The following is a 13,858-nucleotide window of genomic DNA, read 5'->3' on the forward strand; positions in this document are numbered from 1 at the left end:
ATACTTTGACAAAAGATACCTCGACATTCTCTCTCTTTAATCCAGAGACGGAAAGGCTTAGTGATGATCAGGCGGCAACAGAGCTTGCACATTTGGCAACAGAAATAGCGCGACATGATGCCCTTTATTATCAAAATGACGAGCCAGAATTAACAGACGCTGCTTATGATATCCTTCGGCGTCGAAATGAAGCTATTGAAAAGGCATTTCCACACCTTGTCAGAAAAGACAGCCCAACGCATAAGGTCGGTTCTGCCCCCTCTTCCGGATTCAGCAAGATCAAACACAGTGTCCCTATGCTATCGCTCGGGAACGCGTTCGCCGACGAAGATGTTGCTGAATTCATTGCCCGCATCAAACGTTTTCTCGGCCTTGGCAAAGACGAAGAAGTAAATATTTTTGCGGAACCCAAGATTGATGGCCTTTCCTGTTCTATTCGTTATGAAAAAGGCACCTTGGTACAAGCTGCAACCCGTGGCGACGGTGCCATTGGTGAAAATATCACGGCAAACGTCAAAACCATTGCTTCTATCCCCCATCAACTTAACGGAACCGGATACCCGGATGTTGTTGAAATTCGCGGCGAAGTATATATGCGTCGAGACCGTTTTTTGGAACTCAACGCAAATCAAGCCTCAACGGGTGGCAAAACCTTTGCCAATCCGCGCAATGCAGCTGCCGGATCATTAAGACAGCTTGATCCATCGATTACTGCGGCAAGACCTCTTGATTTTTATGCCTACGCATGGGGCGAAACATCCGAGCCCCTGGGCGAAAACCTGACGGATGTAAGGGCAAAAATGGAATCATGGGGGCTACCCGTTAATCCCGGTCAGCTCTGCGCCTCACTGGATGAAATCCTTGGATATTATCGACAAATCATGACTGATCGTCCGGATCTCAATCATGAAATTGACGGTATCGTTTACAAGGTCAATCGCCTTGATTGGCAGGAACGCCTGGGCTTTGTCAGTCGGGCGCCACGCTGGGCCATCGCCCATAAGTTCCCCGCAGAGCGCGCCATTACCAGATTAAATCAGATAACAATTCAGGTGGGACGTACGGGTGCACTGACCCCGGTCGCAAACCTTGAGCCGATCACGGTTGGCGGTGTTGTTGTATCCCGCGCAACGCTCCATAACAGGGACGAAATTGAGCGCAAGGATGTCCGCGAAGGCGACAGTATTGTGATCCAGCGTGCGGGCGACGTTATTCCTCAGGTTGTCGAAGTTATTCTCGACAAACGACCCGCAAACTCTGTTCCTTTCCTCTTCCCTGATCATTGCCCTGAATGCGGTTCACAGGCCATTCAGGAAGACGGCGAAGTTGTTACCCGCTGCACAGGTGGCTTGATATGCCCTGCACAAGCTGTAGAACGGTTGAAACATTTTGTCAGCCGAAATGCCTTTGATATCGAAGGACTTGGGGATAAACAGATCAAGTTTTTCTTTGAACAGGGTACCATTAAATCCCCCGCTGATCTGTTCAGGCTGGCCGAAAATGACAGAAAAAGCCTTACGCCCTTACGTAACCAACCCGGTTGGGGCCGACAATCTGTCGAAAACCTCTACAATGCCATCGAAAGTAAAAGAACAATCGGGCTGGACCGCTTTATCTTTGCCCTTGGTATTCCCCAGATAGGTCAGGCGACAGCAAAACTAATGGCCAAAACCTGTGGCACACTGGAGCGGATAGAGGAAATCACACAGCTTGCACACGACCCGAAAAGCGACGCATTGCAAGAATTACTATCAATCGACGGTATCGGTGCGTCTATGGCCGGAGATCTTATTGCCTTCTTTAACGAACCTCATAATCAGGAAGTCATTGCAGACCTTAAAGCTCAAATAAACGTTGAAGAATTCATTCTCGAAATTAGCAGCGACTCACCGGTAACAGGGAAGACAGTTGTCTTTACTGGTAAGTTACAAACTATGTCCAGGGACGAAGCCAAAGCCAAGGCAGAAAGCCTAGGCGCGAAGGTTTCAGGATCTGTGTCCAAGAAAACTGATTACGTTGTGGCCGGTGCCGACGCAGGCTCCAAGCTCAAAAAAGCAGCTGAACTTGGCGTAAAGACCCTTAGCGAAGAAGAGTGGCACACACTTGTGAGACAATAATAGATCTCGACCTGGCCCCCGTCTGGTACACCCACAAAAACACAACCATAACAGCACATAAATATAAAATTTTACCTATTATTAGTAATTAAGTTTCAGAATTGATCTTGCTCGCAGTCCATGAAAATTAAAGCTGCTTACAACCCATAAACAGAATGAGTGGCTTTTCTCAAAATATGAGCTGCTCAAGGTTGGATTGAGTATTGGTTCCTGCCTCAACCCTCATTCAGGAACGGTTCTATAATGCTGAAATTTTCTTTCTTTCGTAGCGCAAAAATCAGTCTCCGCATAAGTTTTATTGCTGCTCTTGCTGCCACAAGTCTTATCATCCTCGTCATAACCTTCTTTTCTGGCGACAAGTTGGTTGATCGTGCCTTTGTAGATCAACAAAATAACGAAAAGCTGGCAACCCTTACGAAATATGTTGAGCTGGGCACATTACACATGCGTCGACGTGAAAAAGACTTTCTGCTTCGCAAAGATCTTAAATATGCAGACCAATACTTCAAACAAAAACAGGATATTACCTCTACATTAGACAAGCTTTACGACCTGCCGGCCGCCATTAATGTTCAGAACGAAATCCTGCTGCTGAGTGAATACCTTGATAAACATTCCCAACAGTTTGGAAAAATCGTCGCCCTCATGCAAACAATGGGACTTGATGAAGAAAGTGGATTGAGGGGAGCCCTTCGTACAGCAGTTCATCAAATTGAGGATCAGCTCACAGCAACCAACAACGACCCCCTGACCATAAAGATGCTGATGATGCGCAGGCAGGAGAAAGACTTTATGCTCCGAGGACAGGATAAATATATTCAACGCATTAAAGAACGTCGTTCAGAATTCCTGAAACTACTAGAAGAATCAAATATCTCGGATGAAAATAAACAACGATTAACCACCTTGATAAATGAATACCTGAATAAATTCAATGAATGGGCATTAACCAATCAGGAAACTCAACAAGAAATCAAAACCCTAAGCACAATTTTCAAAGAAATGGAGCCCAACTTTAAGATCCTGTTTGAAACGGCTGGAACAGGTTTGGATCAAGCCCAGACAGAACTAACAGACATTCGTAATAGAACAACAGACTTAACCCTTATTATCGGGTTTATCCTATTGTTTAGTTCCATCCTGTTAAGCGTACTCATTACCCGAAGCATTACAGTTCCCCTGGGGAAAATTATCTCTGCAATGAAAAGACTGGCCAAGGGCGATCAGACAATTGAAGTTATTGGCCTGAACCGCAAGGACGAGATCGGTGAAATGAGCCGTGCCGTCCAGGTATTCAAGGAAAACTCAATAGAAATAACCAACTCAAGAGCTGAAAATGCCAAGCGGAGAGAAGAGCAAGCCGCAAGCCTCAAGGCTGAAATATTGTCAATTGCTGATGCTCTTGGACAGGAAGTCAGAGATGCCGTAGAGGATACCAACACGAAAACAAATGAAATGAGAGCAGCATCACGCAACATGAACGAAATTATTGAATCGCTCACCAAACGATCTGCATCGGTGTCCAACAGTACAGGACAAGCCAGTGAACGCATTCAAGCCGTGGCTTCTGCCTCTGAAGAGCTTTCCTCTTCGATTGGGGAAATAACAAGACAAGTTGAACAATCAAATGCCATCACGCTGAAAGCTGTTGATGAAGCAAAAAGTACAGACACAACAATCAGTGAACTTTCAGGTGCAGCTGAAAAAATAGGCAATGTCGTTACACTCATTCAAGACATAGCAGAACAAACCAATCTATTGGCTTTGAACGCAACCATCGAAGCAGCACGTGCTGGTGATGCAGGCAAAGGTTTCGCTGTTGTCGCCTCAGAGGTCAAAAGCCTGGCGACGCAAACAGCAAAAGCCACAGAAGAGATAAGTGATCAAATCACGTCCATTAGAAGTGAAACCGGAAAGGCCGTTACGGCAATCCGTTCTATTACAGAAGTCATCACCGAAGTGAACGACATATCCCAGACGATTAGTGATTCGATTGAACAGCAAAACCTTGCAACACAGGAAATCAGCCAAAACGTACAAGAAACTGCGATCAATACGACAGAGGCCTCGGACGAAGTCAATTATTTGGCAGTTGAAACAAACGAAGTGAAAAACATCTCCACACAAGTTAGAGATAATGCCGATCAAACAGCAGACCATATTGCCGAATTGCAAAATAGAATGGCCGCTGTTTTGAAAAATTTACGAGAATCTGCAGTGGGTAATCGTCGATCCGCAAAACGTTATGAAGGCCCTTGGCCAGCATATCTGATAAATGGATCAGAAATGATCGAGGTGGAGTTGGCGAACCTTTCATCAAGTGGCGCAAAGGTAAGCCCGTTATCTGTCATTCCTGATCAAGTATCCCAAATTCAAATCTCGGGATTTGATGAAGTCATTGACTTTAACATTGTTGAGTTGAATTCAACGGGCGAAATGCGATTGTCCTTTATACATACCCAGAATACTGAGGCCAAACTCTCGGAATATATTGCTGAACACATAAAGGAACCCGTGGTTCAACAAGCGGCTGCCTAAGAATCCTTTAAACTTAACAAGAGGAAGTCTCTGATTTTATATTCCAGATACTTCCTCTATCAAACAGCACTGTTCCCAATAGTCGTATCTGGGCATATCTTAATTCAGAATAATCAGACATTAGTTAGTTTGTTAGTTCATCATTCTCAAGCTGCGAACGACTTTTAATCGTGTCCAATGCCTGTTGCCACTTTTCGACAACATCTATTGGCGTACTGTTAGAGAAAGCGAGGTAAAGGTTAAATTCACCAATGTCAGCGACCCTCCGAATGCGTGATAAAGGAATGTTTTCGGCCTTTAGTATGTATTCCACGTAATTTTCATCAAGTGCTAACAGTTCGTAGCGGTGATCGATTAATCTCAGAATAGCTTTGCGGGTCGTTGCGGAATGATAAAGATTTTTGAATCCCATCGACATGAGGATTTTCTCGGCAGCACCACCCCGCTGCACCCCGATACTCGCGGCCTGTCTGGCTTGTTCTAATCGCGTCTCATTCCCACCAGAATACTCAATAGCGTTCAGTTCAGATGTATATATCCCCATATTTACAGTCTCGATAGGGCCAACCCATTGAAAATCAGCCTCACGAGGAGGAACACGTACAATCGAAAAAATACCGCTATTCTTTCTCTCTTTTGCAAACTTATAAGCTCTTGACCAAGGCAACAGGCTAATCGAAGGCTCCGCACCTATTTCATCGGCCATTTTCTGGATAATTTTGCTGGATAACCCCACTAACTTTCCATCGACCTGATAATTATAGGGTGGAAAGTTTTCAGTATATATATTCTGTGAGTGAACAGCTCCAGAGAACATGCTTAAGAGAAGAAAAACAACAACCCCATATCCACATAATTTCATAGATACCACCAGCTCACAGTCTTCGTAATTTTTGGCCAACAATCACAAAAATATCTGATCTGATTTTTGTGTTTGAACAAAACAATGAACCCAAAACACATGCATTATAGAAAAATTGTTTTAACTTGTGCTTAATAAAACGCCTTGTTTGTAAACCCACACAACGATACCAATATGCAGAGTTAAACAGCACACCAAACAAAATCAGCTTTTTACCAACCCGTCTTGGCTTACAAAGCTGTCCTGATAAAATGAAGTATGAAAGCAAACCGCCGAAGTTACACAAAAGACTTCAAAAGCCACAGCCATAGTACCTATCACCAGCTTATCATCCCACACAAAGGAGAGCTGGAGCTTGAATCTGAACAATCTTCCGGCGTTGCCAAAATTGATCAGGTGGCTATTGTTACCGCCAATGATACCCACGCATTTCGGGGACTTAAACCCAACAGCTTTACCGTTGTTGATTTTGATTTCAACGACGCCAATTATATGCCCGAACTGAATTCACTTTGGGATCGTGCGCACAATCAAATTCTATTCCCCCTGGATGACGGACTTATAAATCTCGGAAAATTCACTGCAACCGAGTTAGAGAGGCAAACTCTGAGTACAATCGGAGAACAAAGCATCAAACTGTTTCTCTTAGCTCTGGCGGATCGTAACAATTCAGCTGATGATAAGCTGCCGCAAAAGCTGCAATCTGCCCTAAAATATATAAAACAAAATCATACCAGAAAGCTGTCATCCAAAGATATCGCTACCCAAGCTTGCCTCTCTGTAAGTCATCTGCATGCACTCTTCAGTAACTATCTGGGGTACTCACCACAAAAATTTCAAACCCACCTGAAACTTGAACATGCGCGCCAGCTGGTCCTGAATACACAGCTATCCTTGGCCCACATCGCCCATGAAACGGGCTATGCAGACCAAAGCGGCTTTAACCGTGCCTATCGAAACAACTTTGGCATTTCTCCTGGTCATGACAGGGCACTTAACAAGCCGATCTGAAACAGACGATAAGCCAAAACAATCAGAATCCTGAACAAGACATTTCCCCAAAGATCTGTAGATTCCTGGCCCTAACGTTAATTCGTAATTTTGGAACAGACAGTAATGACAACCGCACCAAACAACCAATTACGCGCCACACTTATTGGTACGGTCGCTATTCTTCTTTGGGCTCTTCTGGCCCTTTTCACAACTTGGGCAAAAGGAATTCCGCCTTTTCAACTTCTTGCTCTCACCTTTTTTATTGCCTTTATATCCGGCTTTATTGTTCTGCTATGCAAAGGAAAGCAGTCATTTCTAAGTCTAAAACAGAAACCGGTTGTATGGATCGTTTCTGTTGGCGGCCTCTTTGGTTATCACTTGTTTTATTTTATTGCCCTGCATAACGCCCCAGCAGTTGAAGCAAGCCTGATTGCCTATCTCTGGCCCCTACTCATTGTGTTTTTCTCTGCCCTATTGCCAGGGGAAAAACTTTACTGGTTTCACATTGCCGGCACCTTAACGGGCTTGGCGGGTGCCGTACTTATTGTCACAAAGGGGCAAAGCCTGTCGTGGAACACCGATCATTATGTAGGATATATTGCCGCCATAGCCTGTGCGCTGACCTGGTCGGGTTATTCAGTTTTAAACAGAAAATTCAAACAGGTTCCAACTGATACAGTAACGGGGTTTTGTGGCGCGACGGCCTTTCTTGGCCTTGTGTTTCATCTGTTCACGGAATCCTGGATTAATCCGACAACAACACAGTGGTTTGCTATTGTAGCCCTTGGCCTAGGCCCCGTCGGCCTTGCCTTCTTTGTCTGGGACTACGGCACCAAGCATGGTGACATTCAGGTATTGGGCGCCCTGTCTTATGGTGCTCCGCTTTTGAGCACATTACTGTTGATTGCTGTCGGCTTAGCACAAGCAAGCTGGACGATTGTCATTGCCTGCTTGCTTATTGTCGGAGGTGCATTGCTGGCTTCTCTGGATATATTACAAAGTAAAAAAGGCAGGACGTCATCAAGAGAGACTGTGTCTTAGAAATCACAGAAAAAGTGGGCACAATCAACAATGGCCCACATATTATTTTTAGCATTGCCAAAAGTTATATGTCACAACTAAACAACAGCCTGTAGCTTATCAAAGCATTCACTCCATCCACCATTATGGCTTCTGCGTGCATCTGCAGAACGAAGCCCAGCCTGAGTAAAGATCATTTTTGTTTTACCATCTACGGTCTCTTCCAAAAGGACTGTGCAGAGTGTTTCAATGTATGGAACACCACAGGTATCATTTTGCCATGTGTGCGTAAAAACAAGCTTCTCCGGCTCTTTAACTTCCCGATACTCCCCCGCGTAACGACTTTCTTTGCCTGCGGAACTAATCATACAAGCCTTATACTCATGCCCCGCACAAATCCGGCCATCATCCTGACGAACAGAAAAGTCTTTGGGTGAAAGCCATTGCATTCGAATGTCTCGATCTGTCCAGGCTTTCCAAACCTGCTCTCTCGGGGCATCAAAAACACGTTCAATAACAAGTGTGAATTCAGCCTGTTCCATAGTTTGTGTTCGTGACACGTCACTTTCCCTTTTCTCTATGTGAACAACCAGGCCAACAACAAGGACGACGTTTTCCCCTGTTTAAATCCGAAATCCCCCGATTTATCCTTTTTGTCCGGGTTTCCGGCTTCTTTGCATCTTCTATCCAGCAAATCCACTCGTTTCTCGCAAGGGGCGTAATATCTTCCCAGGCACCCAAAGCACAGGTATCAGACAACAATGCCTGTTTTAAATCTTCCGGCAGTTCATGCACCACACCTGTTGAAATATTTTCCTGTGACATCCTATGCCTCAAACATCATTTCAAACCCGCCATATATCAGGCGTTTCCCATCGAAAGGCATTGGGTTTTCTTCTTCCTGCATACGTGGATCTTCCATCGCTTTTTGCATGGCCACATCGCGTGTCGTTTTGTCCGGCCAAACAATCCACCCAAAAAGAACAGTTTCGTCACTTTGCTTTTTCACCGCCAGGGGGAAGGAAGTATATTTCCCATCAGGAACATCATCGCCCCAGCAATCCACAACCTTTAAGGCACCGTACTCTTTAAAAACTGTCGAGGCTATTTGTGCATGTTTCAGATAAGACTCTTTATTCTTGGTCGGTACAGCAGCAACAAATCCATCAACATAAGACATATTAACCATCCTTATTTTTAAGCAAGAGTTTGTCCAGAACATCAAAACGATCATTCCAGTATTGGCGCATGTCGTTGAGCCATTCCCACATTTCTTCGATGCCATCTGGATTAACACGATAAATTCGTTGCTGTGCCCGTTTTTCCATACTTACAAGTTCGGCTTCACGCAGCACCTTTAAGTGCTGGGAAATGGCCGAGGCACTAATATCGAATCTATTACTGATATCGGTCGAAGCCATTTCACCATTACTTGCAATCAATTCCATCATGCGCCTACGGTTTGGCTCGGCAAGAGCAGAGAATCTATCCATATCTTAATTAATACAGCATTCACTTAATTAAGTAAATACTAAATTAAGTGAATGCAACGATAGAGTCTTTACACGTATAATTCCCCTAGATTGAATACAAGCTGATCAATCAAGGGACAGCAACAAAATACCTATACTTCGAAGCAAGCCGCGAGAATTGCCTCGGGATGGTCTTCTTGCATTAAATGACCGGATTTGGGGACCACTGTTATTTGCCCCCCCGTTATCATATCAGCTAATTTTTTGCCTTGAGAGACAGGTATCCATTGATCTTCCTGCCCCCATAATAGTTTTATCTTGCAGTCCATTGCCCCATAGTATCGAGAAATTTCATCCGTATAGGTTTCATCCATTTGAGCAATTTGCCGATAAAAAGCTGACTTACCCAATTCACCACGCCAGGGTCGCATATAGATATCAAGAGCATCAGCAGTAAGCTCATTAAAAGCAGAACCCTGTATATAAACTTTCAATAAAGCATCGTGCATATAATCCGGCATCTTTGCAAAAGCCTCTTCAAACTTGCGAACATGCTGAACAAACGGCGACCCCCAAGGCGCCAAAGCCACGGGATCAACCAAAATTAATTGTGAATACGCCAAATCATTAAGATAATACGCTCTTAAAGCAGTTGCCCCGCCAAAATCATGGGCAAGAACGACAGGCTTCCTTAATCCCCAATGACGAAACAGGGCAGACATAATTTCATTTTGAACAGCCAAAGAAACATCTTGCCCCTCTCTTTTCTCTGACTCACCATATCCGAGTAAATCAAAATAAAAAACTTGCCACTTATTTGCTAAAGCTGGCGCAATTCGCCGCCAAACCTGCGAGGAAAAAGGCGTCCCATGCACAAGAACGAGAGGTTCACCGTCCCCCATAACGCCCCATGCGATCGACTGTCCCTTAAAGTCAAATTGATGACCCAAATTCAGCATCATACTGTACCTGTTATCCAGAAAACTATCCGCAAGAGTAACTATCTGACCTAATGACAGGGACACTCAGAAGCCCCCCCAAAAAACCTTAGAAGGTTTCCCGATCCAAACTTGCTGGCCCCCTTCTTCCGCTCGCGTTGTTCTTTTTTAATGTTCACATTTTTTGTTTCAGCATTTTTACGGTCATACCGTACTGAACGATCTTCTAATCTCGCAGCTAAAATGTAAGTTTTCCCTAAAACATTTATCATTGCTTCATTCCTTATCCATAACTATTCTCACAAATATTAGGCAGAATGTTTATGAATTCAAATCAGGAAAAATCTTATAATGTTAGATTATATTACATTTAATGCGTGATTTCCCTTCCCTATCCAGTTTACGCGCCTTCGAAGCTGTTGTGCGGCACCACAACCTAAGTCATGCCGCCAAAGAGCTGAACGTAACTCACGCTGCTGTTGCCCAACAGATTAAACGTTTGGAAGAATGGTTTGGCATAACACTCACACAGCGCGAAGGTCGCGGCGTTGTTCCAACAGAGGCCGGATTTCGCCTCGGTTCTGAGCTGGGAAAGAGCTTCGATATCATCGATGATGCTGTCAAAGATCTCAAGGACAGCACGACAGATCGCCCCTTGCGTATCACCATGACGCCAACCTTTGTAAACTTCTGGCTCATGCCAAGGTTGAGCGATTTTCGCAAACAACATCCTGATGTCGAGATTTTGTTAAATGCGAACAGCGAAGTGGTTGATCTTCGCCGAGATGACTATGACCTGGCTATTCGTTACGGCACGGGAAACTGGTCGGGCTTTCAAGTCGAAAAGTTGATGCCCAGCTATACAAGTATTGTTGTATCCCCAGAACTCATCAAAGATATTCAAATAAATTCCCCCAAGGATCTGACAAAACTGCCTTGGGTATGTGACATCGATGACCGCCACTCGGAATGGCATTTTTGGCTAAAACATCACGATATTGATTTTCATGCCCATCATGCAAAAATTCACCTCTCTGGGTACCTTACCAAAGATGCTATTCGTGATGGGCAGGGTTTAGGGGTTCTTCCCTCAAACTGGGTACAGGACGATATCAAAAGCGGTCAGCTTGTTGAATTGTTTTCATTAACTGGAAATGAAAACACCGGATATCACCTTGTCTTTAAACAGGGCATTATCCCGCCACATCTAAAAAAATTCCTGACATGGATACGCAAACAGAATAAAGACAGCCCGGTGTAAATACCCACCCTCTACCTTAATTAGCCAGTAGAGGGTGGGGGGGTGAGTTTATATGGCCTGTGTCGCCGCGTCCAGCCACGCCACGTGCTCTTCGTCAAGCAGAGGTGCCAGTTCTTTACGAACCCAGGCGTGGTAATCATTCAGCCATTTGATATCAGCCGCACTCATCAAGGAAGGCTCAATCAGTCGCAGATCAATTGGGCACAAGGTAACGGTTTCAAAATCATATAGCGGTGTATCCAATCCAACCATTTTCCCTGCATCACGCACAATAATCAGGTTTTCAATACGAATGCCATATTCACCTGCCTTGTAATAACCCGGCTCATTTGACAGGAACATACCGGGTTCCAGCGCGACAGGTGACGAAGCCTTCGCAATACGTTGAGGACCTTCGTGCACGCCAAGGAAGCACCCAACACCGTGCCCAGTTCCATGGTCATAATCCAAACCAGCATCCCAAAGCGGACGTCTGGCGAGGCTGTCCAGCTGTATGCCATTTGTACCCTTTGGGAATTTTGCTGTGGATAATGCAATGTGGCCCATCAAAACCCGGGTAAAACGATCCTTCATTTCTTCGTTCGGGGTTCCGATAATAACCGTACGCGTAATATCTGTTGTTCCGTCCAGATATTGCCCGCCTGAATCAATAAGGAAGATTTCGTCTCTTTTAAGGGGTAGGGAACTTTCATCACTTACTTTGTAATGGCAAAGTGCCCCATTTGGCCCCGCCCCCGAAATGGTATCAAATGAAGAGTCTTTGAACAGCGGCACTTCTTCTCTGAAAGACAGCAGCTTGTGCACAGCCTCCATTTCAGTAACAGGATTGTCTGTATCCGCACGTTCCAAAGCACTTTCAGTTACCCATTTCAAAAACCGCACCATCGCCGCGCCATCACGAATATGTGCGGCACGAATACCATCCAGCTCTGATGTGTTCTTTCTCGCCTTTGGTAAACTAACGGGATCCATCGCCCGCACAAGGTTAGCGCCACTTTTATCCAATAGAGCTGTGATACGCTCGGGGCAGGTCGCCGGATCAACCAAAACTCTTTTTCCATCACGGGCAAAAGTCTCAAGACGCGCTTCCAGTGTCTCTGGCTCAGCCACCTCGACCTGATTGTCCAGTGCCGACAGGGTTTCACTTGTCACCTTTTCCGAATCAACAAACCATTGGACAGCCCCATCAGCATGAACAACGGCGAAAGAAAGAACCAATGGAGTATGATCCACATCTTCACCACGCACATTCAAAAGCCATGCGATAGAATCTGGCAGACTTAGAACTGCGCAGTCAGCCTCTGACTTGGTAAGAAGCTTGCCAATTTCTTCGCGCTTATCGCGTGAAGATTTTCCCGCGTGTTTTAAAACGTACGGCATGGATTTAGTGCAAGGTCGGGCGGGCTGGTCTAACCACACCTTATCAAGCGGATTTTCTGAAAGAGGAACCAGAACGCCCCCGGCTTTCTCAACACCTTTGCGCAGAGCCTTGATTTGGTTTTCGCTCTGTAGCCATGGGTCATAGGCAATACGCATACCTGCGGAAACATTATCTTCCAACCATTGATGTGCCGGCTCTTCCACCAGATGCTGGTAGGCAAAAAGCTGTTCACTTACCTCTTGGCGCACTTGAATTGTATAGCGTCCATCCACAAAGATTGCAGCCCGGTCCATAAGGACAGTTGCAAGCCCGGCCGAACCGGTAAAGCCGCTCAACCATGCCAATCTCTGAGCTTGCGGCGGTACATATTCCCCTTGGTGCTCATCAGTTCTCGGGACGATGAAGCCATCCACGCCATCCTGAGCTAACTGTTCGCGCAGCGCCTTGAGGCGAGATTTATGATCAAGAGAAGCCGTTTCAGGCATTTTTCAATCCTTATACAATATACAATTTAATTTTCAGCAGACTATCCGAGCGACAAGAGTATCACAACACCTGCTTTTGCATAACGACAAATTGTTTATTTTCAAATGCTTAAATATCAAAAAATCAAATTATGCTCAAAATGCATGGCTGTGGTGCAGAATCACCGCTACCGAAAAAACTTTTATGAGCTAGATATAGTGCAACAACACAGCGGCAATAGAAAGCAATAGTCGGCCGCATTAACTGATCTAGGAGAAATGATCATGAGAGAAGATAAATTCGTATTCGCGGCCAACGAAATTGCTAACCAGCCTGTATTCGTAACTGTAGCGCCACACCGTTATACAAAAACATATCGCATCTATGCTGCGATCACTGGCCTTGTAAAAAGCTTCAAAAGCTATATGGAGCGTCGCGCAACTGTTAATCAGCTTTGGGATCTGAATGATCGCGAACTAAAAGACATCGGTCTAAGCCGCGGCAATATCGAAGCAACAGTAAATAGCCTGTATGCTGAAGCTGCCGAGAAAGAAGCTAAAACCTTTGAACCTGGCTTCTCTTTCCTTTCGTCTTCTGACTTTGTTTCTACAAAAGAAACCAATAAAGCAGAAAATAACGGCAAGTCAGTCCGCGCAGCATAATCCCCCTTTTTGCTTGCAGCACTACTTGTTAAAACGCGCCGGAAACTCCGGCGCGTCAGACTGCTGACAAAGTCCGACGCTCAAAATGTTGGCGGAGATTCATGGAACGTTCCTGAACCGAAAGGGGAACAAAACGGAATCAAAGCTTC

The 13,858-nt window shown here is 45.1% G+C and carries 13 protein-coding genes; 6 read left to right on the forward strand and 7 right to left on the reverse strand.

Going from position 1 to position 13,858, the window contains the following annotated elements; all coding sequences use genetic code 11:
* Window positions 1-5: 5 nt before the first annotated feature.
* Together ligA and WH95_RS04015 are read left to right on the forward strand one after the other, a co-directional pair.
* Window positions 6-2,117 (forward strand): NAD-dependent DNA ligase LigA, encoded by a 2,112-nt coding sequence (gene ligA / locus WH95_RS04010; protein WP_046503115.1) that lies wholly within the window; start codon window positions 6-8, stop codon window positions 2,115-2,117.
* A 243-nt stretch (window positions 2,118-2,360) separates the two neighbouring features.
* Window positions 2,361-4,655 carry a methyl-accepting chemotaxis protein gene (locus WH95_RS04015; protein WP_046503117.1) on the forward strand — a complete coding sequence of 765 codons (2,295 nt, stop codon included), beginning with the start codon at window positions 2,361-2,363 and terminating at the stop codon, window positions 4,653-4,655.
* Between the two features lie 124 nt (window positions 4,656-4,779).
* Here the strand turns inward: WH95_RS04015 and WH95_RS04020 are convergent, their stop codons facing one another.
* Entirely contained in the window at window positions 4,780-5,517 is a 738-nt protein-coding gene (locus WH95_RS04020; RefSeq protein ID WP_157845881.1) for a transporter substrate-binding domain-containing protein, read from the reverse strand.
* A 258-nt stretch (window positions 5,518-5,775) separates the two neighbouring features.
* Here WH95_RS04020 and WH95_RS04025 point away from each other — a divergent pair, with 258 nt between their 5' ends.
* Together WH95_RS04025 and yddG are read left to right on the forward strand one after the other, a co-directional pair.
* On the forward strand, window positions 5,776-6,528 hold the full coding sequence (locus tag WH95_RS04025; RefSeq protein WP_046503120.1) for an AraC family transcriptional regulator: 753 nt from the start codon (window positions 5,776-5,778) through the stop codon (window positions 6,526-6,528).
* A gap of 105 nt (window positions 6,529-6,633) precedes the next feature.
* Window positions 6,634-7,551, forward strand: a complete 918-nt coding sequence (gene yddG / locus WH95_RS04030; protein ID WP_046503123.1) for an aromatic amino acid exporter YddG — start codon at window positions 6,634-6,636, stop codon at window positions 7,549-7,551.
* 77 nt (window positions 7,552-7,628) lie between these two features.
* Here yddG and WH95_RS04035 read toward each other — a convergent pair whose 3' ends face one another.
* From WH95_RS04035 to WH95_RS04055, 5 genes are all read right to left on the reverse strand, one after another.
* The gene (locus WH95_RS04035; RefSeq protein WP_157845882.1) at window positions 7,629-8,090 is read right to left on the reverse strand and encodes an SRPBCC family protein; all 462 of its coding nucleotides are present in this window, start codon (window positions 8,088-8,090) and stop codon (window positions 7,629-7,631) included.
* 1 nt (window position 8,091) lies between these two features.
* On the reverse strand, window positions 8,092-8,355 hold the full coding sequence (locus WH95_RS04040) for a YdeI/OmpD-associated family protein (protein WP_046503129.1): 264 nt from the start codon (window positions 8,353-8,355) through the stop codon (window positions 8,092-8,094).
* Window position 8,356: 1 nt separating this feature from the next.
* The gene (locus WH95_RS04045; protein ID WP_046503131.1) at window positions 8,357-8,710 is read right to left on the reverse strand and encodes a DUF1428 domain-containing protein; all 354 of its coding nucleotides are present in this window, start codon (window positions 8,708-8,710) and stop codon (window positions 8,357-8,359) included.
* Between the two features lies 1 nt (window position 8,711).
* Window positions 8,712-9,023, reverse strand: a complete 312-nt coding sequence (locus WH95_RS04050; RefSeq protein ID WP_046503134.1) for an ArsR/SmtB family transcription factor — start codon at window positions 9,021-9,023, stop codon at window positions 8,712-8,714.
* A gap of 131 nt (window positions 9,024-9,154) precedes the next feature.
* Window positions 9,155-10,027, reverse strand: a complete 873-nt coding sequence (locus tag WH95_RS04055; RefSeq protein ID WP_245622934.1) for an alpha/beta fold hydrolase — start codon at window positions 10,025-10,027, stop codon at window positions 9,155-9,157.
* 286 nt (window positions 10,028-10,313) lie between these two features.
* Here WH95_RS04055 and WH95_RS04065 point away from each other — a divergent pair, with 286 nt between their 5' ends.
* The gene (locus tag WH95_RS04065; protein ID WP_052741777.1) at window positions 10,314-11,201 is read left to right on the forward strand and encodes a LysR substrate-binding domain-containing protein; all 888 of its coding nucleotides are present in this window, start codon (window positions 10,314-10,316) and stop codon (window positions 11,199-11,201) included.
* A 48-nt stretch (window positions 11,202-11,249) separates the two neighbouring features.
* Here the strand turns inward: WH95_RS04065 and WH95_RS04070 are convergent, their stop codons facing one another.
* Window positions 11,250-13,067, reverse strand: a complete 1,818-nt coding sequence (locus tag WH95_RS04070; protein WP_046503142.1) for an aminopeptidase P family protein — start codon at window positions 13,065-13,067, stop codon at window positions 11,250-11,252.
* Window positions 13,068-13,331: 264 nt separating this feature from the next.
* Here WH95_RS04070 and WH95_RS04075 point away from each other — a divergent pair, with 264 nt between their 5' ends.
* Complete coding sequence (locus WH95_RS04075; protein WP_046503143.1) at window positions 13,332-13,709, forward strand: DUF1127 domain-containing protein; 378 nt, start codon at window positions 13,332-13,334, stop codon at window positions 13,707-13,709.
* Window positions 13,710-13,858 lie beyond the last annotated feature (149 nt).

The sequence above is a fragment of the Kiloniella litopenaei genome, assembly GCF_000982415.1.
GTDB classification, from domain to species: Bacteria; Pseudomonadota; Alphaproteobacteria; order Kiloniellales; family Kiloniellaceae; genus Kiloniella; species Kiloniella litopenaei.

Coding starts and splice junctions, on each gene's coding strand:
- WH95_RS04040 (WP_046503129.1), bottom strand. CDS start 8,355: ATGTCACAGGAAAATATTTCAACAGGTGTGGTGCATGAACTGCCGGAA.
- WH95_RS04020 (WP_157845881.1), bottom strand. CDS start 5,517: ATGAAATTATGTGGATATGGGGTTGTTGTTTTTCTTCTCTTAAGCATG.
- WH95_RS04015 (WP_046503117.1), top strand. CDS start 2,361: ATGCTGAAATTTTCTTTCTTTCGTAGCGCAAAAATCAGTCTCCGCATA.
- WH95_RS04070 (WP_046503142.1), bottom strand. CDS start 13,067: ATGCCTGAAACGGCTTCTCTTGATCATAAATCTCGCCTCAAGGCGCTG.
- WH95_RS04045 (WP_046503131.1), bottom strand. CDS start 8,710: ATGTCTTATGTTGATGGATTTGTTGCTGCTGTACCGACCAAGAATAAA.
- WH95_RS04025 (WP_046503120.1), top strand. CDS start 5,776: ATGAAAGCAAACCGCCGAAGTTACACAAAAGACTTCAAAAGCCACAGC.
- WH95_RS04075 (WP_046503143.1), top strand. CDS start 13,332: ATGAGAGAAGATAAATTCGTATTCGCGGCCAACGAAATTGCTAACCAG.
- yddG (WP_046503123.1), top strand. CDS start 6,634: ATGACAACCGCACCAAACAACCAATTACGCGCCACACTTATTGGTACG.
- WH95_RS04065 (WP_052741777.1), top strand. CDS start 10,314: ATGCGTGATTTCCCTTCCCTATCCAGTTTACGCGCCTTCGAAGCTGTT.
- WH95_RS04050 (WP_046503134.1), bottom strand. CDS start 9,023: ATGGATAGATTCTCTGCTCTTGCCGAGCCAAACCGTAGGCGCATGATG.